General features: G+C 71.6%; 24 protein-coding genes and 1 tRNA gene. 15 read left to right on the top strand and 10 right to left on the bottom strand.

Annotated elements, in window-relative coordinates; genetic code table 11:
- Window positions 1–7: 7 nt before the first annotated feature.
- Window positions 8–448, bottom strand: coding sequence for a hypothetical protein (locus tag ACFV8H_RS22675; protein WP_380402786.1), 441 nt, complete (start codon window positions 446–448; stop codon window positions 8–10).
- Window positions 449–961: 513 nt separating this feature from the next.
- Window positions 962–1,735, bottom strand: a complete 774-nt coding sequence (locus ACFV8H_RS22670; protein WP_380402784.1) for a hypothetical protein — start codon at window positions 1,733–1,735, stop codon at window positions 962–964.
- Between the two features lie 294 nt (window positions 1,736–2,029).
- Here ACFV8H_RS22670 and ACFV8H_RS22665 point away from each other — a divergent pair, with 294 nt between their 5' ends.
- Window positions 2,030–3,043, top strand: coding sequence for a hypothetical protein (locus ACFV8H_RS22665; protein WP_380402781.1), 1,014 nt, complete (start codon window positions 2,030–2,032; stop codon window positions 3,041–3,043).
- A 107-nt stretch (window positions 3,044–3,150) separates the two neighbouring features.
- Here ACFV8H_RS22665 and ACFV8H_RS22660 read toward each other — a convergent pair whose 3' ends face one another.
- The gene (locus ACFV8H_RS22660; RefSeq protein ID WP_380402779.1) at window positions 3,151–3,744 is read right to left on the bottom strand and encodes an isochorismatase family protein; all 594 of its coding nucleotides are present in this window, start codon (window positions 3,742–3,744) and stop codon (window positions 3,151–3,153) included.
- A 297-nt stretch (window positions 3,745–4,041) separates the two neighbouring features.
- Window positions 4,042–5,358 (bottom strand): nicotinate phosphoribosyltransferase, encoded by a 1,317-nt coding sequence (locus ACFV8H_RS22655; protein WP_380402776.1) that lies wholly within the window; start codon window positions 5,356–5,358, stop codon window positions 4,042–4,044.
- A gap of 140 nt (window positions 5,359–5,498) precedes the next feature.
- Between ACFV8H_RS22655 and clpS the strand changes: the two genes are divergently transcribed.
- From clpS to ACFV8H_RS22620, 7 genes are all read left to right on the top strand, one after another.
- On the top strand, window positions 5,499–5,792 hold the full coding sequence (clpS, locus tag ACFV8H_RS22650; protein WP_375883078.1) for an ATP-dependent Clp protease adapter ClpS: 294 nt from the start codon (window positions 5,499–5,501) through the stop codon (window positions 5,790–5,792).
- Window positions 5,793–5,888: 96 nt separating this feature from the next.
- Entirely contained in the window at window positions 5,889–6,461 is a 573-nt protein-coding gene (locus ACFV8H_RS22645; RefSeq protein WP_375883081.1) for a DUF2017 domain-containing protein, read from the top strand.
- A 219-nt stretch (window positions 6,462–6,680) separates the two neighbouring features.
- The gene (locus tag ACFV8H_RS22640; protein ID WP_380402772.1) at window positions 6,681–8,123 is read left to right on the top strand and encodes an amino acid permease; all 1,443 of its coding nucleotides are present in this window, start codon (window positions 6,681–6,683) and stop codon (window positions 8,121–8,123) included.
- Between the two features lie 112 nt (window positions 8,124–8,235).
- Window positions 8,236–8,667, top strand: a complete 432-nt coding sequence (locus tag ACFV8H_RS22635; protein WP_380402769.1) for a Mov34/MPN/PAD-1 family protein — start codon at window positions 8,236–8,238, stop codon at window positions 8,665–8,667.
- 150 nt (window positions 8,668–8,817) lie between these two features.
- Entirely contained in the window at window positions 8,818–8,937 is a 120-nt protein-coding gene (locus ACFV8H_RS22630) for a putative leader peptide (protein ID WP_317621128.1), read from the top strand.
- A 122-nt stretch (window positions 8,938–9,059) separates the two neighbouring features.
- Window positions 9,060–9,338, top strand: coding sequence for a MoaD/ThiS family protein (locus ACFV8H_RS22625; protein WP_097237732.1), 279 nt, complete (start codon window positions 9,060–9,062; stop codon window positions 9,336–9,338).
- 102 nt (window positions 9,339–9,440) lie between these two features.
- Window positions 9,441–10,409, top strand: coding sequence for a PLP-dependent cysteine synthase family protein (locus ACFV8H_RS22620; protein WP_375883090.1), 969 nt, complete (start codon window positions 9,441–9,443; stop codon window positions 10,407–10,409).
- Window positions 10,410–10,413: 4 nt separating this feature from the next.
- Here the strand turns inward: ACFV8H_RS22620 and ACFV8H_RS22615 are convergent, their stop codons facing one another.
- Complete coding sequence (locus tag ACFV8H_RS22615) at window positions 10,414–10,875, bottom strand: type II toxin-antitoxin system PemK/MazF family toxin (RefSeq protein WP_375883093.1); 462 nt, start codon at window positions 10,873–10,875, stop codon at window positions 10,414–10,416.
- 189 nt (window positions 10,876–11,064) lie between these two features.
- On the opposite strand from ACFV8H_RS22615, the gene ACFV8H_RS22610 reads away from it, so the two are divergent.
- Complete coding sequence (locus ACFV8H_RS22610) at window positions 11,065–11,253, top strand: MerR family transcriptional regulator (protein WP_375883096.1); 189 nt, start codon at window positions 11,065–11,067, stop codon at window positions 11,251–11,253.
- 221 nt (window positions 11,254–11,474) lie between these two features.
- The gene (locus tag ACFV8H_RS22605) at window positions 11,475–12,221 is read left to right on the top strand and encodes an MBL fold metallo-hydrolase (RefSeq protein ID WP_380402763.1); all 747 of its coding nucleotides are present in this window, start codon (window positions 11,475–11,477) and stop codon (window positions 12,219–12,221) included.
- Between the two features lie 46 nt (window positions 12,222–12,267).
- Here the strand turns inward: ACFV8H_RS22605 and ACFV8H_RS22600 are convergent, their stop codons facing one another.
- The 4 genes from ACFV8H_RS22600 to ACFV8H_RS22585 form a co-directional block, all read right to left on the bottom strand.
- The gene (locus ACFV8H_RS22600) at window positions 12,268–13,554 is read right to left on the bottom strand and encodes an LLM class flavin-dependent oxidoreductase (protein WP_380402761.1); all 1,287 of its coding nucleotides are present in this window, start codon (window positions 13,552–13,554) and stop codon (window positions 12,268–12,270) included.
- Window positions 13,551–14,624 carry an LLM class flavin-dependent oxidoreductase gene (locus ACFV8H_RS22595; RefSeq protein WP_380402758.1) on the bottom strand — a complete coding sequence of 358 codons (1,074 nt, stop codon included), beginning with the start codon at window positions 14,622–14,624 and terminating at the stop codon, window positions 13,551–13,553. The genes ACFV8H_RS22600 and ACFV8H_RS22595 overlap by 4 nt, the downstream gene beginning before the upstream one ends.
- A gap of 428 nt (window positions 14,625–15,052) precedes the next feature.
- Complete coding sequence (locus ACFV8H_RS22590; protein ID WP_375883106.1) at window positions 15,053–16,324, bottom strand: PTS transporter subunit EIIC; 1,272 nt, start codon at window positions 16,322–16,324, stop codon at window positions 15,053–15,055.
- A 606-nt stretch (window positions 16,325–16,930) separates the two neighbouring features.
- A complete protein-coding gene (locus ACFV8H_RS22585; protein ID WP_380402755.1) occupies window positions 16,931–18,232 on the bottom strand; it encodes a PTS transporter subunit EIIC in 1,302 nt (433 codons plus the stop codon).
- Between the two features lie 248 nt (window positions 18,233–18,480).
- Between ACFV8H_RS22585 and ACFV8H_RS22580 the strand changes: the two genes are divergently transcribed.
- The 4 genes from ACFV8H_RS22580 (at window position 18,481) to rdgB (ending at window position 20,905) form a co-directional block, all read left to right on the top strand.
- On the top strand, window positions 18,481–18,870 hold the full coding sequence (locus ACFV8H_RS22580) for a glucose PTS transporter subunit EIIB (protein ID WP_380402752.1): 390 nt from the start codon (window positions 18,481–18,483) through the stop codon (window positions 18,868–18,870).
- A 121-nt stretch (window positions 18,871–18,991) separates the two neighbouring features.
- Window positions 18,992–19,717 (top strand): ribonuclease PH, encoded by a 726-nt coding sequence (rph, locus tag ACFV8H_RS22575; protein WP_375883110.1) that lies wholly within the window; start codon window positions 18,992–18,994, stop codon window positions 19,715–19,717.
- A gap of 158 nt (window positions 19,718–19,875) precedes the next feature.
- Entirely contained in the window at window positions 19,876–20,268 is a 393-nt protein-coding gene (locus ACFV8H_RS22570) for a hypothetical protein (protein ID WP_380402749.1), read from the top strand.
- A 31-nt stretch (window positions 20,269–20,299) separates the two neighbouring features.
- Window positions 20,300–20,905, top strand: a complete 606-nt coding sequence (rdgB, locus tag ACFV8H_RS22565; protein WP_380402746.1) for an RdgB/HAM1 family non-canonical purine NTP pyrophosphatase — start codon at window positions 20,300–20,302, stop codon at window positions 20,903–20,905.
- Window positions 20,906–20,971: 66 nt separating this feature from the next.
- Here the strand turns inward: rdgB and ACFV8H_RS22560 are convergent.
- Window positions 20,972–21,046 (bottom strand) — tRNA-Leu (locus tag ACFV8H_RS22560).
- A 1,286-nt stretch (window positions 21,047–22,332) separates the two neighbouring features.
- On the opposite strand from ACFV8H_RS22560, the gene ACFV8H_RS22555 reads away from it, so the two are divergent.
- The gene (locus tag ACFV8H_RS22555; RefSeq protein ID WP_380402886.1) at window positions 22,333–24,708 is read left to right on the top strand and encodes a chitinase C-terminal domain-containing protein; all 2,376 of its coding nucleotides are present in this window, start codon (window positions 22,333–22,335) and stop codon (window positions 24,706–24,708) included.
- Window positions 24,709–24,866 lie beyond the last annotated feature (158 nt).

Raw genomic sequence — 24,866 nt, 5'->3', positions numbered from 1 at the left:
CCGCGGTTCACCAGCCGGAGGCCTCGCGGAGCATGGTGCGCCGGAGCCGGCCGGCGACGCTGGCGGTGTCGGTGCCGATGACGTCGGCGATCTCGGGGGCGGCGAGGCCGACGACGTAGTGCAGGATCGCCAGGTCGTCGTCGGCGGGGTGGCGGTCGGGGACGGGGATCTCCTGCGGGGTGTGTTCGGCGACGGTGCCGCGCAGGATCTGCCAGGCGAGCGCGGTCGGGTTGGGGCTGGTGAGCAACTCCCGCCACTGGACGGCGATTTCGGCGAACGCCTGTTGGACGGCGGTGGCCGCGTCGGCGTGCTCGGTCAGCCACACCCGGGCGTAGCTGAGGTACCGGGGGCGGTGGAGTTCGCAGAAGGCCGCGAACTCCAGCGGTACGTCCTCCGGTTCGCCGGGCCCCGGGGGTGGCTCGGCGGCGCTCGTGTGACGGTTGGTCATCTCGTCTTCTCGGAAGGGGAGATGGGTTTCTGGCGGTCGATCATCTGTGCTCACTCTACGGTAGGCCCTCGGTGCGCTGGGTGACCAATCCGATGGAATGCCTGGAACCCGCTGCGGCGCGTCCGGTTCCGGTGACGGGCGGTGCGGCGCGGCGGCGGTACTGCCGGTGGAGGCCGGTGAAGGGCCGATCGAGGGCCGGTGGTGGGTCGACCGGGGCCGCCGGGGCCCGGCCGGGGGAGTGCTGCACAGTGGTGCGGGGGCGCGGGTGCGAGCGTGTCGCAGCTGGTCAGGGGGTGTGGGACGGCAGGGGTCGCACGGCAGTTGAGGTGCCACCGTAGGGCCTGCCGGGTCCGGCGTCCACGCCCAGGGCGCGAAGCCGGGGCCGCACAACCGTCTGCGCAACCGCGCTCACGACGGGGGTTGCGCCGGGCCGGGTGGCGGCGGGTGCGTCGAAAGCGCCCCGGCGGCCTGCGGCGACCGGGGCGCGGATCGGGGCGGGGAGGTGCCGCCCGGTCAGGGGGTCGGCCGGGCCTCCGTGGGGGCGATCAGGTCGTCTGCGGTGTTGCCGCGTTCGACCTGGGCGGGGAAGGACTCGACGGCCCGGCGCCGGGCCAGCTGGGCGGCCGTCGCGGCCGCTGCCGCGGCTGCTGCCGCGGCTCCGGCGGCGGCCTCCTCGCGCTCGCACCGGTGGGTGCCGGGCGCTGCGGTGGCCTGTGCGGCCGAGGGGTGACCGGCTGTGGCGTGTGCGCCCGCCGGAAACCCGTTGGCCGGATGCCCATTGGTCTGGTGTCCGTTGGCCTGGTGTCCGTTCGCCGGGTGGCTGTTGGCGAGGTGGCCGTTCGCCTGGTGTCCGCCTGCCGGATGCCCGTTCGCCGCATGGCCGACGGCGTGCTGCCCGGCGGCGTGCGCCCCTCCGGCGTGCGTCGCGCCCGTGCGCGCCCCCGCCGCGCGTCGTCGGCGCCCGAGTTCGGCCCGTTCGGCGTGTTCCTCGGCCGCCTGTCTAGCGGCCAGGTAGGCCTGGACGGCGGCCATGCCGTAGACCGGCTGGATGAGCTGGTGGCCCTTGAAGAAGGGTCTGGCCGGGGCGAACCCGGCGGCGACCACGAGGTCGCGGATCTCTGCTATCTCGGCCTCGCTCCGGGCGGTGAAGCGGACCTCCCAGCCCTTCTTGTACGTATGGCCCTTCTCGCCGCTGCGGCGGGCCGGATCCGGGCGGCGGACGTACCCGGGCAGACGGCCGAGGCGGAGCTGGGCCGCGCGGAGGCCGGCGGTCTCGTCACGTGACATGACGTAAGCCTAGGCAATTCCGGAAGCGCGTTTGACGCCCCGGGGGTCCCTCGCCGTATGCCCTTGATCACTCTGGGTCAGACGACCAGGTCGGCGATCGTTTTCGATCAAACCCGATAGCCATATGAACGTCATTTACTCCAAATGAGTGAGGGTATGAGGACTTTAGTGCAGGCTGATCCCGGTTTCGCGACGGTTGAGTAACAGTGCGTCAGGCAGTGGCACGGGGGGCGTGGCGGTTGGGGATGGTGGGCGCATGAACGAACGTAGTGAGCGATTCGTCGAGGGGCGCGCATGAGCTACCGGATCCCCTCGCCGCCGCCGTCCCTGGAGGAGCTGGCGAAGCGTCAGCAGAACGTCGTCACCGCGAGCCAGCTGCGCGCCCGGGGCGTGCCGGCCCGGGTCATCACCGAGCACTGCCGCCACGGCGGCCCCTGGCAGCGGCTGCTGCCCAGGGTCTACCTGCTCCAGTCCGGCGAGCCCACCCCGGAGCAGCGGATGTGGGCCGCGCTGCTGTACGCGGCGCAGAACGGCCGGGAGGAGGGCCGCCGGGAGGGTGCGGTGATCACCGGGGCGGCCGCGCTGGCGCTGTACGGCTTCGCCGCCGTGCCCCGGCTGCCCGCGGTGACCGGGGTGGACGTCCTGGTGCCCCGCCAGCGTCGGCTCAAGGACGCCGGCGAAGTGCGGATCCGGCGCACCGAACGGGAGTTGGTGGCCCGCTCGGTGCACGGGCTGGCCTGCGCGCCGGTGGCCCGGGCGGTCGCCGACGCGCTGGCCGAGTGGACGGCGGACGGGCTCCCGGTGGACGCCCCGGTGCCGGTGCGCGAGGTGCTCCGGGAGGCCGTCGCCCGCCCGGAGAACCGCTGCACGGTACGGGAGTTGGCCGCCGAGCTGGTCGAGTCGGGGCTGACCGGGGAGCCCCGGGTGCGGGCCGCGCTGGACGAACTCCTGGCCGCCGAGCGGGACTTCGTACTGGAGCAGGTCGACCGGCTGGTGGACGAATGGCTGCTGCCCGCCCCGCTGGTCGCCCCGGAGCTGCGGATGCGCGGCGGCACCTACATCGGTGTCCCGGACCTCTACTGGCCGGAGCAGGGCGTCGCGGTGGAGGTGGACTCGGACCTGCGCTGCGTCAGCGAGGGCGAGGCCGCCTGGGTGCGCGGCGGCCAGCACCGGATGGAGTACCTGGGGATCCGGGTGGTGTACGTCTCCGGCGCCCGGCTGGCCGCGGACCCGGAGGCGGTCGGCGGCGAGCTGCGCGAGGCCTACCGGGCGGGCGGGACGGACGTGGTGGAGCTGATGGTGGTCTGAGCACCGACCGCACCGACCGGGCGCGGGCCGGGCTCAGCGGGTCGGGTTCAGCGGGTCGGGTTCAGCGGGCCGGGCTCACGCCGGTTCGGGCCGAGGCCACGCCCGGCTCAGGCCGGCCGGACCACCGGCGCGCCGACCAGCTCGACCCCGGCCGCCCGCAGTTCCTCCAGCGCGGCGGCGGTGGTCTCCGGCGCCACCCCGGCGGTGAGGTCGAGCAGCACCCGGGTGGTGAAGCCGGCCCGGGCGGCGTCCAGGGCGGTGGCCCGGACGCAGTGGTCGGTGGCGATGCCGACCACGTCGATCTCGTCGACCTGCCGTTCGCGCAGCCACTCCACCGGGCCGCGGTTGTTCTCGTCCAGCCCCTCGAAGCCGCTGTAGGCCGCCGAGTAGGCGCCCTTGTCGAAGACCGCCTCGACCGCGCCGGAGATCACCGAGGGGGCGAAGTTGGGGTGGAAGCCCACGCCTTCGGTCCCGGCCACGCAGTGCACCGGCCAGCTGGAGTCGTAGTCCGGCTCGGCGGAGAAGTGCCCGCCCGGGTCGATGTGGTGGTCCCGGGTGGCGAGGATGTGCTGGTAGCCGGCGGAGGACTCGGCGATCAGGTCGGTGATGGCGGCGGCCACCTCGGCGCCGCCCGTGACGGCCAGGCTGCCGCCCTCGCAGAAGTCGTTCTGCACGTCGACGACGATCAGTGCCCGGTGCATGGCTCGCATCCTCGGATGTGGGGGGCGGGTGCGCCCCGGTGGCGGGTCCCTCGCGAACGCCGGACGGCCGGGGAGGAACTCCAGGGGAACTCTACGGCTGACTCTAGGGAGTGGCGCGCGGCGGCGGAAGGCTTGGGGCCCGTCTTCGGGCCCGGTGGCCCCCGGCCGGTCCGCGCGGCCGTCCGCGACGCTCCCCAGGAGTCGGCAGGTCTGTCGGCAGGTCGGCCAGCCGGTCAGCTGGCCAGTCGGCCAGTCGGCCAGTCGGCCAGTCGGCCAGTCGGCCGACCGGACCGCCGGTCAGTCGATCAGCTCGGTGGGGATGACCGGGTCCCCCTTGGACAGCTGGGTGGCCGACAGCGGCAGTGCGGCCCGGGCCCGGACGTGCCGGTCGCGGGCGGCGGTCAGCGGCTCGCGGCCGACGGTCTCGCCGGCCAGGACCAGCGGCACCTGGACGAGGTGGGGCCGCAGTTCCTCGGGGATCGGCCCGGTGCCGACCACCTCGGCCTCGGCGACGCCCTCGGCATCGGGTCGGCGGGCGGCCCACTTGCGGCCGCCGACGCTGGTCTTGCCGCCGGCCGCGCGCTTGGCGACCGGGACGAGCGGGCCGTCCGGGGTCTCGGCGCGGGCGACCAGCTTGTAGACCATGGCGCAGGTCGGGTGGCCGCTGCCGGTGACCAGGCTGGTGCCGACGCCGTAGCCGTCCACCGGGGCGGCGGCGAGGGCGGCGATGGCGTACTCGTCCAGGTCCGAGGTGACGATGATCCGGGTCTTCTCGGCGCCGAGTTCGTCGAGCTGACGGCGGACCCGGTGGGCGGCCAGGATGAGGTCGCCGGAGTCGATCCGGACGGCGCCGAGTTCGGGCCCGGCCACCTCGACGGCGGTGCGGACGGCCTCGTGCAGGTCGAAGGTGTCGATCAGCAGGGTGGTGCCCCGGCCCATCGACTCGATCTGGGCCCGGAAGGCGTCCCGTTCGCTGTCGTGCACCAGGGTGAAGGCGTGCGCGGAGGTGCCGGTGGTGGGGATGCCGTACCGGTAGCCGGCCTCCAGGTCGGAGGTGGCGGCGAAGCCGGCCACGTAGGCGGCCCGGGCAGCGGCGACGGCGGCCTGCTCGTGGGCCCGGCGGGCGCCCAGTTCGATCACCGGCCGGCCGCCGGCCGCGGCGGTCATCCGGGAGGCGGCGGCCGCGACGGCGGAGTCGAAGTTGAGGATCGACAGGATCACCGTCTCCAGGATCACCGTCTCGGCGAAGCTGCCCTCGACGGTGAGCACGGGGGAGCCGGGGAAGTAGACCTCGCCCTCGGGGTAGCCGTGGATGTCGCCGCGGAAGCGGTAGTCGGCCAGGAACCGCAGGGTGTCCTCGTCCACCACGCCCTGCTCGGACAGCCAGTCCAGCTGGGCGGTGTCGAAGCGGAAGTTCTCGACGGCGTCCAGCACCCGGCCGGTGCCGGCCATCACGCCGTAGCGGCGGCCGCTGGGGAGGCGTCGGGTGAATGCCTCGAAGACGGAGCGGCGGTGCGCGGCCCCGCTGCGCAGGGCGGCCTGCAGCATGGTGAGCTCGTAGCGGTCGGTGAGCAGCGCGGTCGAACCGGCCGCGCGCACTGATGTGGCGTCCATGAGGATGATGCTACTACCACTTAGCGTCAGAGTGACGATTTCTCTCGACGTGACCCGGGGCGGAATCGCCCGGGTGTCCCCCGGATGGCAGCATGGGGCGTGAGAAGTCACGGACGAGTGTGCAACGAGGAGGCCTGCCGGTGAGTGTCGCGCCCGTGGAGATCGAGCGCCCGGAGGTCGAAGGACAGCCGGTGACGGAGCCGGACACGCCCTGGGTGACCATCGTGCACAACGACCCGGTCAACCTCATGAGCTACGTCCAGTACGTCTTCCAGGCCTACTTCGGCTACCCGAAGGACAAGGCCCGGAAGCTGATGATGGACGTGCACAGCAAGGGTCGGGCGGTGGTCTCCAGCGGCTCCCGCGAGGAGATGGAGCGGGACGTCCAGGCGATGCACGGCTACGGCCTGTGGGCGACGCTGCAGCACGACTGACCCCCCCTCCGGCGCACGACCGACCGGGCGACCGACTGACCGCCCGCCTCCCCGGCGGTGCGGCCGAAGACGACGAAGACGGGCTGACCGATACAGATGGCTGGGTTGTTCGAGAGCACCGGCGATGGTGGCGCGGCGATCGCGCTGGACGAGGTGGAGGCCTCCATCCTGCGCTCGCTGGAAGTGCAGATGCTGGAGCTGATCGGCCCCGGCCCGGGCGGGGAGAGCGACGACCCGCTGGCGGCGCTGTTCGCCGAGGGGCCGAGCGAGGCGCCCGCGGACCCGGCGCTGGCCCGGCTGTTCCCGGACGCCTACGGCGACCCGGCCGCGCCGGCCGACACCGAGGCGCAGGCCGCCTCGGCCGAGTTCCGCCGCTACACCGAGCTCGACCTGCGGGCCCGCAAGCGGGACGACGCGCTCCAGGTGGTCCGGTCGCTGGACGGCCTGGGCGGCGGCGGGGTGCTCAAGCTGCCGGCCCCCGACTGCCTGCGCTGGCTGGGCGCGCTCAACGACCTGCGGCTGACCCTCGGGGCGCGGCTGGAGATCACCGAGGAGGACGAGCAGGGCCTCTACGGGCTGCCGGACGGCGACGAGCGCAAGCCGCTGGTGATGGCCTACCTGTGGCTCGGGGCGCTCCAGGAGTCGCTGCTGGAGGCGATCGCCGACTGACGGTGGAGCGGTTTCCTCCGCTTCGTCCGGCGATCCTGCCCGCTTTCGGGCAAGCCCCGGCCGTTCCGTCCAGCATGTGGACGATCGGCCGGGGTATTTTCGCATAAATCGGGCAAAACCTAGCAGGACATGCTCAAATATCGCTCAGATGAACACCGGTAGCCGGATCGGGCGTGGTACGACTTCTCCCCACAAACGAGACCCATCAGGACGGTGACCATGGCCGAGCAGATCTACGACCAGGTGGTCGACGGGAAACCGGACGAAGAGGGCTACGAGCGGGGGCTCGGCAGCCGCCAGATCCAGATGATCGCGATCGGCGGCGCGATCGGCACCGGCCTCTTCCTCGGCGCCGGCACCGCGATCTCCAAGTCCGGGCCGAGCCTGATCCTCTCCTACGCCGTGGCCGGCCTGGTGATCTTCGCGATCATGCGCGCCCTCGGCGAACTCCTCACCTACCGCCCGGTCTCCGGCAGTTTCGCCGAGTACGCCCGGGAGTTCCTCGGCCCCTTCGCCGGCTACGTCACCGGCTGGACGTACTGGCTGTTCTGGGTCGTCACCGGCATGGCCGAGACCACCGCGGCCGCGGTGTACGTCAAGTTCTGGGCGCCCGGCATCCCGCAGTGGGCCAGCGCGTTGACCTTCCTGGTCATCCTCTACGCGGCCAACCTGATCTCGGTGAAGCTGTTCGGCGAGATCGAGTTCTGGTTCTCCATGGTCAAGGTCACCGCCATCATCGGCATGATCCTGATCGGCATCGGCGTGCTCACCCTCGGGTTCAGCAAGGCCGGTGACACCGCGTCGATCACCCACCTGTGGCAGGACGGCGGCTTCTTCCCCAAGGGCATCGGCGCCACCGTGATGACCCTGCAGATCGTCATGTTCGCCTACCTGGGCGTCGAACTCGTCGGCGTCACCGCGGGCGAGAGCGAGAACCCCGAGAAGACCCTGCCGCGCGCCATCAACACCCTGCCCTGGCGCATCGCGCTGTTCTACATCGGCGCCCTGGTGGTCATCCTCTCGCTGGTGCCGTGGCGGGAGTTCCAGCCCGGCGTCAGCCCGTTCGTCGCCGCCTTCGGCAAGATCGGCATCCCGGCCGCGGCCGGCATCATCAACTTCGTGGTGCTCACCGCGGCGCTCTCCTCCTGCAACTCCGGGATGTACTCCACCGGCCGGATGCTGCGCGACCTCGCCCTGCGCGGCCAGGCCCCCGGGCAGCTCACCAAGCTCAACAGCCGCCGCACCCCGGCCTTCGCGATCACCATCTCCTGTGTGCTGATGGGCGCCGGCGTGGTCCTCAACTACCTCGTCCCGGCACGGGCGTTCGAGTACATCACCTCGGTCGCCACGGTCTGCGGGCTGTGGACCTGGGCGATGATCCTGATCTCCCAGATCCGCTACCGCAAGGCCTGGCAGGCCGGCCACCTGCCGCCGCCCACCTTCAAGGCCCCCGGCGGCGCCTGGGTCAGCTGGGCCGCCCTCGCCTTCCTGGCCATGGTCGTGGTGCTGATCGCCCTGGACGCCGACAACCGGATCTCGCTGTACGTCTTCCCCGGCTGGGCGCTGGTGCTGGTGATCGGCTACCAGGTGCTCAAGCGCCGCAACCCGGAGTCCGTCCACGGCACCGCGCACGACCACCTGCACGCCCGCAACGGCGGCTGACACCCCCGGCGCGGCCGGGCGTCCGCGGGCCCGCGACCGGGTGGCGGACACCCGGCGACCGGGCCTCGGACGCCCCGGCGGACATCCGGTAGGGCGTGGCATCCTGACCGACATGCTGACCATCACCCGAGAGATCCGCGACCGGATCGTGGCCCACGCCCGCGCCGACCACCCGGACGAGGCCTGCGGCGTGGTCGCCGGCCCGGCCGGCAGCGGCCGGCCCGAGCGGTTCATCCCGATGCTCAACGCGGCCCGCTCGCCCACCTTCTACGAGTTCGACTCGGGCGACCTGCTCAAGCTCTACCGCGAGATGGACGACCTGGACGAGGAGCCGGTGATCGTCTACCACTCGCACACCGCCACCGAGGCCTACCCCTCCCGCACCGACGTGAGCTACGCCTCCGAGCCGTTCGCCCACTACGTCCTCGTCTCCACCGCCGAGGGAGCCGCCGAGGACGACCCCTACCAGTTCCGCTCGTTCCGCATCGTGGACGGCGAGATCACGGAGGAAGACGTCCAGGTCGTCGAGGCCCACCCGGCCTGACCGGCGCCCACCCGGACCCGGCCCGCCGACCCGCCCCCCGCGGTCGGCGGGCCCCTGGCGTCCCGGAGGAATCTCAGCATCGGAAACGAAAGCATCCGGATCGCGGGACGGGCATGTCGGAGCGGGCCCGGGAATCTATACGATGAGCCCATGCGTTCCGTCGATGTGAGCAACCAGGCCCCGGGCACCCGCCTCGTGGCGCGCCTGCACATCGACCTGTGCCGGCACGCCGGCGCGATCTGTCCCGGCACGCCCGCGCGCTCGCGCTGAGAGCCGCCCCGCCCCACCCGGGCCCCGCCGCCTCCCCGGCGGCGTCGAGCCCCGGGCACCCTCCGCCCCGCCGCGACCGTTGCGGCCCACCCACCCCACACGACTCGCACAGGAGCGCACCCATGGCCATCGAGGTCCGCATCCCGACCATCCTCCGCACCTACACCGACGGCGCCAAGGCCGTCGAGGGCAACGGCAGCAACCTCGCGGAACTCTTCACCGACCTCGACGCCCGCCACCCGGGCATCGCCGCCCGCCTGGTCGACGGCGGCGAGCTGCGCCGCTTCGTCAACGTCTACCTGAACGACGAGGACGTCCGGTTCCTGGAGGGCATCTCCACCGCCCTCGCCGACGGCGACAGCGTCACCATCCTGCCCGCCGTGGCCGGCGGCGCCCGCTGACCTCCCGGTTCCCCCGGCACCGTCCCCGCCCGTGACGGGGCCGGGGCCGGGGTCGGGGGAACCGCCCCTCTTCACCCTCACCGCCGTGGCCGGAGGCCTCCCTTGCGATACGACAGTCCGCTCGAAGCCGTCGGCAACACCCCCCTGGTCCGCCTGCCCCGGCTGTCCGCCGCCGTCCCCGGCAACGACGACGGCCTGGTGACCCTCTGGGCCAAGCTGGAGGACCGCAACCCCACCGGCTCCATCAAGGACCGCCCGGCGCTGCACATGATCGAGCGCGCCGAGGCCGACGGCCGGCTCACCCCCGGCTGCACGATCCTGGAGCCCACCAGCGGCAACACCGGCATCTCGCTCGCCATGGCCGCCAAGCTCAAGGGCTACCGGATGGTCTGCGTGATGCCCGAGAACACCAGCGAGGAACGGCGCGAACTGCTCCGGATGTGGGGCGCCGAGATCATCCCCTCCCCGGCCGCCGGCGGCTCCAACACCGCCGTCCGGATCGCCAAGGAGATCGCCGCCGAGCACCCCGACTGGGTCATGCTCTACCAGTACGGCAACCCCGACAACGCGGGCGCCCACTACGCCACCACCGGCCCCGAGATCCTCGCCGACCTCCCCACCGTCACCCACTTCGTGGCCGGCCTCGGCACCACCGGCACCCTGATGGGCGTCGGCCGCTACCTGCGCGAGAAGGTCCCCGGCGTACGGATCGTCGCCGCCGAACCGCGCTACGACGACCTGGTGTACGGGCTGCGCAACCTCGACGAGGGCTTCGTCCCCGAGCTGTACGACGCCGAGGTGCTCACCACCCGCTTCTCGGTCGGCTCCGCCGACGCCGTCCGCCGCACCCGCGAACTCCTCCAGCAGGAGGGCATCTTCGCGGGCGTGTCCACCGGCGCCATCCTGCACGCCGCGATCGGCGTCGGCCGCAAGGCGGCGGCCGCCGGGGAGCGCGCGGACGTCGTGTTCGTGGTCGCGGACGGCGGCTGGAAGTACCTCTCCACCGGCATCTACACCGCCGAGTCCACCGAGGCCGCGGTCGAGGCCTTGCAGGGCCAGCTCTGGGCCTGATGCCCTAGCGCCCCTGGTTCGACACCGCCCGCTGGGCCCGGGACCAGACCTGGCGGTCCACGGTGCCGGCCCGGCGGCGGAAGGCCGACAGCGGCACCTCGCGCAGCTCGTCGGTCTCCAGCCAGCTGGCCCGGCCCTGCCGGTCGCCCACCGAACCGGGCGGCAGCGGCAGCACGCCCGGGCGCTCGGCGTGGTGCTTGCTGGTGATCTTCGCGACGGTGGCGGTCCGGCCGTGCACCCGCAGCACCAGGCAGGGGCGGTCCTTGGCGCCCGGGCCGTCCTCGAACGGCACCTCGGCCCACCAGATCTCCTGCGGCTCCGGCCCGGCCCCGGTGCGCGGGCGCGGCCGCGGGCGGGTCGGGGCGGCCGGGCGGGACGCGGGGCGGGTGCGCCTGACCAGCGCCGCCGCGACGGCGGCCAGCACGGCGACGCCCGCCAGCAGGAGAACGATCCAGATGCCAGTCATGCCGCGAACCGTACCGGGCCGCCGGTGAACGCCACCACCGTGGCGGCCGTGACAGTTGAGCATTTGTCCGTAGGTTGCTCCCGGTTCGTCACGGATCCGCCACGACGCCCGTTCTGCGGCCTGCGTCCCGGTGCCGTCCGGAAAGGCTGCCCCACGAACGTCCGCCCCCGTCCCCCCGGAGGTGCCTTCGTGAACAGCGACGCACTGTGGTCGTACGCCGAGATCGCCCGGCACATCAACGTCCAGCCCGAGACCGTCCGCAACTACCGGCGGCACGGACTGCTGCCCGACCCCGACGTGATCGACGGCAGCGGACACCCCCGCTGGTACCCCGCGACCATCCGCACCTGGGCCCGCAACCGCCCCCGGCACCGCTGATCCGGCGCCGCGGCCCCCGCCCCGGCGGTCTGGGTGATTCCAGCCACAGCCCGGCACGGGGACGGGGGCAAAGTGCTGCTCCGCCCTTACCCTCGACACACCAACGCAGTGCTACCGGCCGGTCCACCGGCCCGGCCTGCCGTTTTCCATGCTTGTTTTCCATGCTGTTTCCATGTCGTACGCCAACAGCAGCCAGGACGTGTCGGGGCGGAGGGGCTCGGATGAAACTGACCGTGGTGGGGTGCTCGGGGAGCTTCCCGTCCGCCGACTCGCCGTGCTCCAGCTACCTGGTCGAGGCCGACGGCTACCGCGTGGTGCTGGACCTCGGCAACGGCGCGCTCGGCGCGCTGCAGAAGTACACCGGCCTCTACGAGGTCGACGCCGTCCTGCTCAGCCACCTGCACGCGGACCACTGCGTCGACCTGTGCGCCTACTGGGTCGCCCGCAACTACCGCGCCGAGGGCTGCCCCGACCTGCTCCCGGTGTACGGCCCGGCCGGCACCGCCGAGCGGCTCGCCCGGGCGTACGACATGCCGGAGAACCCCGGGATGAAGGAGGTGTTCGAGTTCCGCACGCTCACTCCGGGCAGCTTCGGGCTCGGCCCGTTCCGGGTCTCCGTCGCGCAGGTCAACCACCCGGTGGACGCCTTCGCCTTCCGGCTGGAGCACGACGGCCGCTCGCTGGTCTACTCCGGTGACACCGGCGAGAGCCCCGAGCTGGTCGAACTCGCCCGGGACGCCGACCTGTTCCTCTGCGAGGCCGCCTACCTGGACGGCCGCGACACCTACCGGGCCGTCCACCTCAACGGCCGGGAGGCCGGTGAGCACGCGGCCGCCGCCGGGGCGCACCGGCTCGTGCTCACCCACATCCCGCCGTGGACCGACGCCGAGCGCAACCGCCGCGACGCCGCCGCCGCGTACGCCGGCCCGGTGGAGCTGGCCCGGGCCGGCGCGGTGTACGAGATCTGATCCCTGCTCCGGACCCGATCCTCTGTTCTTGGTCCGAGCCCCTGTTCTAGCGTCGGCCGGGTACCGGCAGGCCGAGGTGGTCGCGCAGGGTCGGGCCGGTGTAGTTGGTGCGGAACACCCCGCGTTCCTGGAGCAGCGGGACGACCCGGTCGACGAACTCGTCCAGGCCGCCCGGGGTGAGGTGCGGGACGAGGATGTAGCCGTCGGCCGCGTCGTTCTGCACGAAGTGGTCGATCTGCCCGGCGACGGTGTCGGGGGAGCCGATGAAGGACTGCCGGCCGGTCACCTCGATGACCAGTTCACGGCTGGTCAGGTTCTTCTCCGCGGCCAGTGCCCGCCAGCGTGCGGCGGTGCCCACCGGGTCCGGGATCCGGACCCGGCCCTGGACCAGCGCGCTGTCCGGGTCGGGGTCGACGTCCGGCAGTGGCCCGTCCGGGTCGTGGTCGGACAGGTCGACGCCCCAGACCTGCTCCAGGTAGTTGATCGTGGTCTGCGGCCCGACCTGGGCCCGGCGGACCTCGGCGGCCCGCTCGGCCGCGTCGGCGTCGGTGTCGCCGAGGACGAAGGTGGCCGCGGGCAGGATCTTCAACTCGTCCGGCTTGCGGCCGTAGGCGGCCAGTCGCCGCTTGACGTCGCGGTGGAAGGCCTGGCCGTCGGTGAGGGTGGAGTGGCGGCTGAAGATGACGTCGGCGGCGGACGCGGCGAACTCGCGGCCCTCGTCGGAGTCCCCGGCCTGGATGACCACCGGGTGGCCCTGCGGCGGGCGGGGCAGGGAGAGTCGGCCCTCGACCTCGAACTGCGGCCCGGAGTGCTGCACCCCGGCGGCCCCGGCGTCCCAGAACTCCCGTGCCAGTTGGACGGATTCGGCGGCCCGGGCGTAGCGGTCGGCCCGGTCCAGGTAGCCGCCGCGGCGGAAGTTCTCCCCGGTGAAGGCGTCCGAGGAGGTGACCACGTTCCAGGCTGCCCGGCCGCCGGAGAGGTGGTCCAGCGAGGCGAAGCGGCGGGCGAGTTCGTACGGCTCGTTGAAGGTGGCGTTCACCGTGGCCGCCAGGCCGATCCGTTCGGTGACGGCGGCCAGGGCGTTCAGCACGGTGATCGACTCGGGGCGGCCGACCACGTCCAGGTCGTGGATGCGGCCGTTGGTCTCGCGCAGCCGCAGGCCCTCGGCGAGGAAGAAGAAGTCGAACCTGCCGCGTTCGGCGGTCTGCGCGAGGTGGCGGAAGGAGTCGAACTCGATGTGGCTGCCGGAGGCCGGGTCGCTCCACACCGTGGTGTTGTTGACGCCGGGGAAGTGGGCGGCGAGGTGGATCTGCTTGAGCGGACGGTCCGTCATCGGGTCACCTCGGCGAGGGCGGGGGAGTCGGTGGTGGCGGGGTTGGTGGTGGGGGCGCTCGCCGCGGCCGCGGCGGCGGCGGCGTAGCGGCTGGCCGGGCGGGGCAGGCCGAGGTGGTCGCGCAGGGTGCGGCCGGAGTGGCCGGCGCGCAGCAGTCCGGTGGCGCGCAGGGCCGGGGCGGTCCGCTCGGCGAGGGCGGCCAGGTCGCGCGCGGGCTCGGCGGGGACGAGGTGGAAGCCGTCCACGCCGGTGCCGGTGGCGCTGAGTTCGGCGAGCAGCCGCTGCTCGGCGGCCCGGTCGGGCAGGGCGGCGTCGAGCCGGGCGAGGATGCGCAGCTGTTCGCCGGAGCGCAGCCGCAGTTCGGTGGCGGCGGTCAGCCGGGCGGCCCGGTCGGGGGCGTCCAGGACGACGACGTCGGCGTACCGGATCGCGGTGGCGACCCGGGCCCGCCCGCCGGGGGTGGCGTCCGGGACGAGGTCGGCGGCGGACACCGGCACCACGACCACCGGGCGGCCCTGCGGCGGGCGCGGGGTGATGGAGGGGCCGCGGACCGAGAAGTGGCGGCCCTCGAAGTCGATGTAGTGCAGCTTGTCGCGGTCGACGAACCGGCCGGTGGCGGTGTCGCGGATCTCCGCGTCGTCCTCCCAGCTGTCCCAGAGCCGGGCGGCGACCTCGGCGGCGTCGGCCGCCTCGGCCCACAGCTCGTCCTCGGGGGCGACCGGGCGGCGGCCGAAGGCCCTGGTCTCGGCCTCGGTGCCGGAGACGCCGACCAGCCAGCCGGCCCGGCCCGCGCTCACCCAGTCCAGGGTGTTGAGCGAGATGGAGGTGTGGAAGGGCTCGGTGTGGGTGGTGGTGACGGTCGGGACCAGGCCGATCCGCGAGGTCAGCGGGGCGATCCGGGCGAGGGTGGCGAGCGCGTCGGGGCGGCGCGGCTCGGGGGCGAAGGAGTCGTCGAGGGTGACGAAGTCCAGGCCGGCGCGCTCGGCGAGGAGGGCGAGGCCGGCGTAGTGGGCGGCGTCGAAGTGGTCGGGACTGTCGATGGCGGCGGAGAGGTGCAACTGGCGGGGCATGGCGAGCCTGGCTTTCCTCGTGCGGAGGTGCGCGGAGGTGCGCGGACGTGCGTGGACAGCGGCCCCGTACGGGTGCGGGGGCGCGGTCGCGCGCGGCGCGGGTGCGCGGTGACGGCCCGTGGGCAGGCGGAGGCCCGCGACGGGCGGGGGAGGAGGGCGGCCGGCGCCGGGCGGGGACTCAGCCGGGCGGCGGCGGGGCGAAGGATCGGCTCAGCCGCGACACGCCGCCGACCACACGCGACCGAAGTCGATGTGGCTGCGGGTCACCAGCGGGCACGAGGCGTTCACCGGTTCAGTTGACCAGGGCTTCCGGCGGTTCGTCAACCGCCGTTTCCGCACGGTGGAACCTCCCGGGAACGCCGAAGGCCCCGCCCGGCCGCCGGGGGAGCGGCGGTGGGGCGGGGCCTTCGGAACGGGCGGGACCGGCGTCAGGCCTTGGTCACGTCCTCGATCTCGCTGTCGTCCTCGCGACCGGGGGTCTTGAGGTTGAACTTGGTGATCGCGAAGCGGAACAGGAAGTAGTACAGGGCGGCGAAGACCAGGCCGATCGGGATGATCATCCAGGGCTTGGTGGCCAGGTTCCAGTTGAGCAGGTAGTCGATCAGACCGGCCGAGAAGCCGAAGCCGTCGTGCACGCCCAGGCCCCAGGTGACGGCCATCGAGAGGCCGGTGAGCAGGGCGTGGATCAGGTAGAGCACCGGGGCGATGAACATGAACGAGAACTCGATCGGCTCGGTGACACCGGTCACGAAGCTGGTCAGCGCGACGGAGATCATCATGCCCATGACGGCCTTGCGGCGCTCGGGGCGGGCGGTGTGGGCGATCGCCAGCGCGGCGGCCGGGAGGCCGAACATCATGATCGGGAAGAAGCCGGACATGAACTGGCCGGCGGTCGGGTCACCGTGGAAGAAGCGCGGGATGTCGCCGGTCCAGGTGTGGCCGGAGGCGTCGGTGAAGCTGCCGACCTGCTGCTGGAAGAAGGTGTTGAGGAACTGGTGCATGCCGACCGGGATCAGACCGCGGTTGGCGACACCGTAGATGCCGGCACCGCCGGCGCCGAGGCCGGTCAGCCAGTCGCTGGCGTGGGTCAGGCCGGTGCCGATCGGGCCCCAGGCCAGACCCATGACGACGCCGAGCAGGGTGCCGACGAAGGCCATGATGATCGGCACGAGGCGGCGGCCGTTGAAGAAGCCGAGCCAGTCGATGAGCTTCTTGCGGTGGTACTTCTGCCAGATCACGGCACTCAGCAGACCGACGATGATGCCGCCGAGGACACCCGGGTCCTGCGGCTTCCCGGCGGGCAGTGCCGCGGTGATGGTGCCGTCGATCGGGAAGACGGTCAGCACGTTCTTGAAGACCAGGTAGCCGACCAGGGCCGCCAGCGCGGTGGAACCGTCGGCCTTCTTGGCGAAGCCGATCGCGACACCGACGCAGAACAGCAGGGCGAGGTTCTTGAAGACGGCGTCACCGGCGGTGGCGAAGACCTCGGCGACCTTCCCCCAGCCGAGCCCGTCCTTGCCGAAGACATCGGGCTGGCCGAGTCGGACCAGGATGCCCGCGGCCGGGAGGACGGCGACCGGCAGCTGGAGGCTGCGGCCGATCTTCTGCAGACCCTGGAGGAGGTTCTGACCGAACTGCTTGGCGGGGCTGGGCGAGGCCGGAGCCGTGGCGGGCGCCGGTGCCTGCGCAGACTGACTCATGGGGGTGGGTTCCTAACGGCATGGCGGTCGGTCGGGGGGAAGGTACGGGGGCCGAACCGCGAACTGGTCTACACCACACGTGGTGTAGACCAGTTTTGTAGCACGGGTGGAGAAGTCGGGGAAGCCCGGATAGCGGGGTTGTCGAGAAGCGCTATGAAATCGAAACCTGGATCCGGAGCGTTGATCATGATTTCAGTCGCGATTGTGATTTTGGCTATTTGCGCAACAAAAAGCGCCTAGCCCGTGCGGCGCCCGGGTCGTGGCGGGTCCGGCGGCCGCCGACGGGGCCGCTCCCGGGCGATCCGGCCGCTCCCGGGCGTGCGCGACGGCTGCCGAGAGTGACCGGAGGGTCGCGGACGTGCCCGGTGGGGCGCCCTCCGGCTGTGGTCGGCACCCGTCCCGACCGCCGTCGGCACCCGTTGCGACCACCGTGGGCACCCGTCCCGACGGCCGTCCGGCCGGCCGGATCGCGACCGAATTACCCTTTCGGTGACTCCCGGGTAGGGAATTCCGTCCTTCGGCGAAATGCCGAAGGCCCCCGGACCGGTGGGTCCGAGGGCCTTTACCGGAGGGTTCTCCGGGAATTCGTTCCGTACGGCCGGGGAATCAGGCCTTGGTGACGTCCTCGACCTCGTCCTCGTCCTCACGCCCCGGTGTTTTCAGATCGAATCTGACGATGATGAACCGGAAGAGCGCGTAGTACACCGCGGCGAAGCAGAGCCCGATGACGATGATCAGCCACGGTTTGGTGGCGAGCCCCCAGTTGATCACGTAGTCGATCAGGCCGGCCGAGAAGCTGAAGCCGTCGTGCACCCCCAGTCCCCAGGTGACCGCCATCGAGGCGCCGGTCAGCAGCGCGTGCAGGCCGTACAGGGCCGGGGCGATGTAGGCGAAGGAGTACTCGATCGGCTCGGTGACGCCGGTGACGAAGGAGGTCAGGCCGACCGAGAGCATCAGGCCGTAGATCTCCTTGCGGCGGTGCGGCTTGGCCGAGTGCGCGATCGCGAGTGCCGCGGCGGGCAGCGCGAACATCATGATCGGGAAGAATCCGGACTGGAACTGCCCCGCCGTCGGGTCCCCCGCGAGGAAACGCGGGATGTCGCCGTGCACGATGCTGCCGTCGGCCTTCGTGAACTCGCCGAACTGGAACCAGACGAAGGTGTTCAGCAGCTGGTGCATACCGATCAGCAGCAGCGCGCGGTTGAACAGGCCGAAGATGCCCGCGCCGCCCGCGCCGAGATCGGCGAGGTTCTGCGAGAAGTCGTTGAGGCCGCGGCCGATCGGCGGCCAGACCCACACGGCGACGCAGGCGGTGGCCAGGCCGACGACGGCGGTGATCATCGGGACGAGTCGGCGGCCGTTGAAGAAGCCCAGCCAGTCGACCAGTCTGACGCGGTGGAACCGGACCCACAGCCAGGCCGACATCAGGCCGATCAGGATGCCGCCCAGTACCCCCGGGTTCTGGTACGTCGCGGCCGCCACCTTGGCCGAGCCGTAGTCGACGCACTGGGCGGTCCACGCGTCGGGGATCTGGACCGTCCCGGCCTTGCAGTGCTCCGGGAACGCGTGCAGCACCTTGTAGTAGACGAGGAAGCCGACCACGGCCGCCAGCGCCGTCGAACCGTCCGCCTTCTTGGCCATGCCGATCGCCACGCCGATGCAGAACAGCAGCGGCAGGCCGAGCGAGGAGTCGAGCAGTGCGCCGCCGGCCGCCGCGAAGACCTTGGCGACGTTGTTCCAGCCCAGGCCGTCCTTGCCGAACACGTCCGGCTGGCCGAGCCGGTTGAGGATGCCCGCCGCGGGCAGCACCGCGACCGGGAGCTGGAGGGAGCGGCCCATCTTCTGGAGGCCGCCGTAGAAGGTGTGCCACCACAGGTTCTGCGGGGCCGTGGCGCCTGCCGAACTCATCCTTCGCCCTCCGAGCGCGGTTGCCGACCGGTGGGCCCCTGCGGGACCCTCGGGCGGGGGTCAGGAACACCCGGGGTCCTTCCTGCGTTCATCGGAGTACACATATATTGGTGTAGACCACTTTGGGACGCAGGCCGGACGCCGGGACGCGAGCCCCGCTGATCGTCATCCTCGGGTGGCGGCCCGGAGCCTGCGCGCCGGAATGGGCCAAAAGTGGACTAACGTGGCAGACCGGACCTGCTCGGGTCATGCTGGTCGCGCTGCCCGGCAGCGCGACCCCAGCTGAACCCGCGTCAGCCACCGGCACGGACCTCACCACCCGACGGTCGAGGACCGAACCCCAGCACAGCGCAGGACGGCACCCGGCAGAGCCGCCGAAGGCCGAGACAGAGGGAGAAAACCACATGGCCAGCAAGGCTGAGAAGATCGTCGCCGGTCTCGGCGGCATCGACAACATCGAAGAGGTCGAAGGCTGCATCACCCGCCTGCGCACCGAGGTCAAGGACGCCTCCCTCGTCGACGAGGCCGCCCTCAAGGCCGCCGGCGCCCACGGCGTCGTCAAGATGGGCACCGCGATCCAGGTCGTCATCGGCACCGACGCCGACCCGATCGCCGCCGACATCGAAGACATGATGTGAGCTGAGCCACCCGGGCTCGCACACCACCGCTCCACCACCCACGGCCCGCCGACCCGCTCAGGGGGACGGCGGGCCGAGGCACATCCGGAACCGGCGATCGGAACGGCTACGCTCAGTGGCTATGTCACGTATCGACGGCCGCACCCCCGACCAGCTCCGCCCCATCACCATCGAACGGGGCTGGAGCAAGCACGCCGAAGGCTCCGTCCTCGTCTCCTACGGCGACACCAAGGTGCTGTGCACCGCCAGCGTCACCGAAGGCGTCCCGCGCTGGCGCAAGGGCAGCGGCGAAGGCTGGGTCACCGCCGAGTACTCCATGCTCCCGCGCGCCACCAACACCCGCGGCGACCGCGAATCCGTCAAGGGCCGCATCGGCGGCCGCACCCACGAGATCAGCCGGCTCATCGGCCGCTCGCTGCGCGCCGTCATCGACCACCGCGCCCTCGCCGAGAACACCATCGTCCTCGACTGCGACGTCCTCCAGGCCGACGGCGGCACCCGCACCGCCGCCATCACCGGCGCCTACGTCGCCCTCGTCGACGCCGTCTCCTGGGCCCGCGACCGCAAGCTCCTGCGCGCCAAGGGACAGCCCATCACCGGCGGCGTCAGCGCCGTCAGCGTCGGCATCATCGACGGCGTCCCCATGCTCGACCTCCAGTACGAGGAGGACGTCCGCGCCGAGACCGACATGAACATCGTCTGCACCTCCGACGGCCGCTTCGTCGAGGTCCAGGGCACCGCCGAAGGCGCCCCCTTCGACCGCGCCCTGCTCGACCGGCTGCTCGACCTCGGCACCCTCGGCTGCGCCGAACTCGACCAGATCCAGCGCAAGGCGCTCGAAGGCTGAACCGCCCCCCGGGGGCAGAACCCTTCGGGCTGAACCGGGCCCGGCCCGCTGTACACGCGCGGCCCGCAGCCCGTACGGTTCCCGCAGCACCCCGCTGCGGGAACCGCGCCCCGTCCGCGCGCGTCCTCCCCACGGAACCCGCGCCCCAGGAGGACCGGATGGCCTCGTCGAGCATCGCCCGCCCCGCCGCCCTCGCCGTGGCCGCACTGATCGCGATCCTCCCGCTCAGCATGGTGAGTTGCTCCGCCGCCCAGAAGGCCATCGACTGCGGCAACACCGCCGTCAAGGTCACCGGCGACCTCGCCGACCTCACCAAGGCCTACGACAACTCCAGCAACGACTCCGCCGCCGCCGGCAAGGCGCTCCAGAAGCTCAAGGGCGACCTCGACCAGATCGGCAAGAACTCCAAGAACACCGACGTCGCCAAGGCCGTCACCGACCTCAAGACGCAGGCCGACAAGGTCCAGCAGGCCGTCGACAAGAAGCAGGCCCCCGACCTCAAGCCGCTCGGCGACGCGGCCGGCAACCTCACCTCGGTCTGCACCGGCTGACCGTCCGCCGGATCTCGATAGGGTGGGCGATATGTCCACCCGCCTGATCCTCGCCACCCGCAACCAGCACAAGGTCGCCGAGCTGCGCGCCATCCTCGCCGACGCCGGCCTGGACGTCGAACTCGTCGGCGCCGACGCCTACCCCGAGATCCCGGACGTCCCCGAGACCGGCGTCACCTTCGCCGAGAACGCCCTCCTCAAGGCCCACGCCCTCGCCCGCGCCACCGGACTGCCCGCCGTCGCCGACGACTCCGGCCTCTGCGTAGACGTCCTCAACGGCGCGCCCGGCATCTTCTCCGCCCGCTGGGCCGGCAAGCACGGCGACGACCTCGCCAACCTGAACCTGCTGCTCGCCCAGCTCTCCGACATCGCCGAACCCCACCGCGGCGCCCACTTCTTCTGCGCCGCCGCCCTCGCCCTGCCCGACGGCACCGAGCGCGTCGTCGAGGGCCGCCTCCTCGGCACCCTGCGCACCACCCCGGCGGGCGACGGCGGCTTCGGCTACGACCCGATCCTCCAGCCCCTCGGCGAGACCCGCACCTGCGCGGAACTGACGGCGGACGAGAAGAACGCCATCAGCCACCGCGGGAAGGCCTTCCGCGGCCTCGCCCCGGTGGTCAAGGACCTCATCGGCTGACGCGCCGGGAAAACAGCGATGGCCCTCCTGCCTTCGATTCGAAGGCAGGAGGGCCATTTCGTCAGGTACGCCCGGTGGGATTCGAACCCACGACCCTGCGGACCTAAACCGCAGCCCTCTCGCCAGCTGGGGTACGGGCGCCAGACAGCACCAGCCTACCGGCTGGTGCTGTCTGGCGGAGCCACGTTTCCGACTGGGCGGCGGCATCCCCGGACCGCACCGCGCGGTTGATGTTCCGGCCACAGTAGGTGGGCGTGATGGAGTGGCAGTTGGGGCAGAGCAGGCGGAGGTTCTCGCGCCGGTTGTCGAGCCAGTCGCCGTTGACGTGGTCGACCTCCAGGGTCATCGGCTGTCCGAGCCAAGTCGGCGGGGTGCCGCACAGCTCGCAGACATCGGGATGCCCGATGTGCAGGAGCATGGTTCGGAGCCGCTCGCCGGGGACGCGATGACTCCCCGGCGGGCGCCGGACCAACAACTCCTCCGCGGGGCGTCGCGGGCCGGTCCTGCGCCCTTTGTTGTGTGCCCGGCCGGTGAAGTGGCTGCTGTCGAGTCCGTGGAGGTCGATGGCTTCGCGGATCAGCGTCCGGGAGTTGCCGCAGTCCGTCATGCCGAGCGCGAGGATGACGCCGCGGATGCTGCGTTGCTCGGCCACGGCTTGATCCAGCGACTCCTTCGGGATGCCTTCGACCCTGCTGCGGCCGTCGCCCCGGAACGTGAAGTGCGAGGTGTCGATGCCGAGGTCGGCCAGGCGCTTCTTCAAGTAGGAGTAGAGGCTGTCGTACGGCGTGACGCCCAGGTGGATCATCATCCCGTTGATGCTGGTGCTGTTCGCCGCTGCCTCGACCAGCAGCTCCCGGGGGTATCGGCGGCGTCCGTAATCGGGGCGGCCACGGTTGAAATGCGAGGTGTCGACGCCGAGTTGCTTGAGTCGCTTGCTCAGGTAGCTGTGCGTACCGCCCGCCATGGGTACGCCGAGTTTGCGCATCATCTCGTTGACGCTGGTGGACTCCGCCGCGAGGGCCGTGAGCAGCTCGCGGGTGTACTTGACCGGCATGGCGGTTTCCTCGGGGTGGTTGTCGTACCCCTTCCTCGGAGTGGGAACGAGCGGAGGGCGGTCAGGTTGCGGGGAGGGCGGGTTTCGGCCAGGGGTGACCGGTTTGTCGAGGGGTTCCGACCTGTGATGTTTGGTTGTTGATTACCAATTGGTACAGACCTATTGACCTATGTGGTTCAGACCACATAGCTTCTGCGCCAATTGGAATCCCCCACGTGCGTGCTCCCCCACAGGTACGCGCCGACACTCTCTCCTGGAGGACCGAGTGTTGATCCGTAGTACGGCGGAGCGGCGTCCCACCGCTGTGATCCGCCGCAAGAGTGCCCGAGCGGGCGTTGCGTCGTTGGCGGCGGTGTCGCTGGCGGGGCTGTTGATGGCGACGCTGGGTGCGGCGCCCTCGCAGGCGTCGGCGGCCGTCGACAACGCGGCCTGTCGACCGGACGGGCTGTACCAGACGCCCGGGGTGGACGTCCCGTACTGCTCGGTCTACGACACCAGCGGGCGCGAGAAGATGGGCGCGGACCACCAGCGCCGCATCATCGGGTATTTCACCGGCTGGCGCACCGGCAAGAACGGCGACCAGCCCTACCTGGTGAGCGACGTCCCCTGGGACAAGGTCACCCACCTCAACTACGCCTTCGGGCACGTCGGCGGCGACAACAAGCTGTCGGTCGGCACGGACGGCCCGACCAACGAGGCCACCGGGATCTCCTTCCCGGGGGTGCCGGGGGCGGAGCTGGACCCGACGCTGCCGTACAAGGGCCACTTCAACCTGCTAACGAAGTTCAAGAAGCAGTACCCGAACGTCAAGACCCTGATCTCGGTGGGCGGTTGGACCGAGACCGGCGGCTACTTCGGGGACGACGGCAAGCGGGTGAACTCCGGCGGCTTCTACTCGATGACGGTCAACCCGGACGGCAGCGTCAACCAGGCCGGGATCGACACCTTCGCCGCCTCGTCCGTCGACTTCATCCGCAAGTACGGCTTCAACGGCGTCGACATCGACTACGAGTACCCGACCTCGATGAAGGACGCCGGCAACCCGCTGGACTGGCAGCTCGCCAACGCCAAGCGCGGTTCGCTGGCCAAGGGCTACGCGGCGCTGATGAAGTCCCTGCGGGAGAACCTGGACAAGGCGGGTGCCGCCGACGGCAAGCACTACCTGCTGTCGGTCGCGGCGCCGTCCTCCGGGTACCTGCTGCGCGGCATGGAGACCTTCCAGGTCGCCCAGTACCTGGACTACGTCAACATCATGTCGTACGACCTGCACGGCGCCTGGAACAAGTACGTCGGCCCGAACGCCTCGCTCTACGACGACGGCAAGGACGGCGAGTTGGCCGCCGCCAACGTGTACGGCACCGGCCAGTACGGCGGCATCGGCTACCTGAACGCGGACTGGTCGTACCACTACTTCCGCGGCGCGATGCCGGCCGGCCGGATCAACGTCGGCCTGCCGTACTACACCCGCGGCTTCAAGAACGTCCAGGGCGGCACCAACGGCCTCTGGGGCACCGCCTCCGCGACCAGTTGCCCGGCCGGTTCGGGCCTGACCTCCTGCGGTGACGGCGCGGTCGGCATCGACAACATCTGGAACGACAAGGACGACGCGGGCAAGGAGTCCCCGGCCGGGTCGAACCCGATGTGGCACGCGAAGAACCTGGAGAAGGGCATCCTGCCCGACTACCTGGCCAAGTACGGCGTGACCGACACCGCCCTCCAGGGCAGCTACACCCGCAACTACAGCTCCTCGCTGGTGGCGCCGTGGCTGTGGAACGACACCAAGAAGGTGTTCCTGTCCACCGAGGACGAGCAGTCGGTGGGCGCCAAGGCGGACTACATCGTCAACCAGGGCGCCGGCGGCACGATGATCTGGGAGCTCGCGGGCGACTACCGCTGGGACGCCACCGCCAACGGCGGCAAGGGCGAGTACGTGCCCGGTTCGACGCTGACCTCGCTGATGTACGACAAGTTCAAGGCGGCGAGCCCGTACGGTGCGCTCCGCTCGACGGTGGCGCTGCCGCAGCAGACCCTGCCGATCGACGTGTCGTTCACCAACTTCGCGCTGGGCGACTCCAACTACCCGATCAACCCGAAGCTGCACATCGTCAACAACTCGACGGTGACCCTGCCGGGCGGCACCGAGTTCCAGTTCGACTACAGCAACTCGGCGCCGGGCAACGCCAAGGACCAGTCCGGCTTCGGGCTCCAGGTGATCAGGCAGGACAACCCGGGCCCGGGCAACGTCGGCGGGTTGAAGGGCACCTACAACCGGGTGTCGGTCAAGCTGCCGGGCTGGCAGTCGCTGGCGCCGGGCGCCTCGGTGGACATCGACTTCGTCTACTACCTGCCGGTGTCCACGCCGTCGAACTGGACGGTCAACGTGGGCGGCACGCTGTACGGGATCAAGGGCGACCTGACCCGGGGCGCGGTGGACGGCGGCACGCCGACCCCGACTCCGACCCCGACGCCGACCGGGACTCCGACCCCGACCGGGACGGCCACGCCGACTCCCACGCCGACCCCGACCGGGACTCCGACGGGCACGCCCACCGGTACGCCGACCCCGACCGCGACCCCGACCTCCGGCGCCTGCACGGCCGCCCCGGGCTGGGACGCGGGCACCACCTACGCGACGCCGACCAAGGTGTCCTGGAAGGGCCACTACTACCAGAACAAGTGGTGGACCAAGGGCGACGACCCCTCCGCCAGCGGCGCCTGGGGCGTCTGGAACGACCTCGGGGCCTGCTGAGCCCGACGGCTCACGGCTGACGGTGACGCTTGACGGCAGTCACCCGAGGTGAGGAACGGCGGTGGCGGCACACCCGGTCGGGGGGGGGGGCGCCCCCCCGTCGTTGTAGTGGGGGGGGGGCAGGCCCACACCAATATGTGGCGCACCAGCGTGGCGAC

The organism is Kitasatospora sp. NPDC059827, from assembly GCF_042731675.1.
Classification (GTDB): domain Bacteria; phylum Actinomycetota; class Actinomycetes; order Streptomycetales; family Streptomycetaceae; genus Kitasatospora.
Note: the sequence above shows the minus strand (reverse complement) of the source record. Positions and strands in the feature narration are given on the sequence as shown.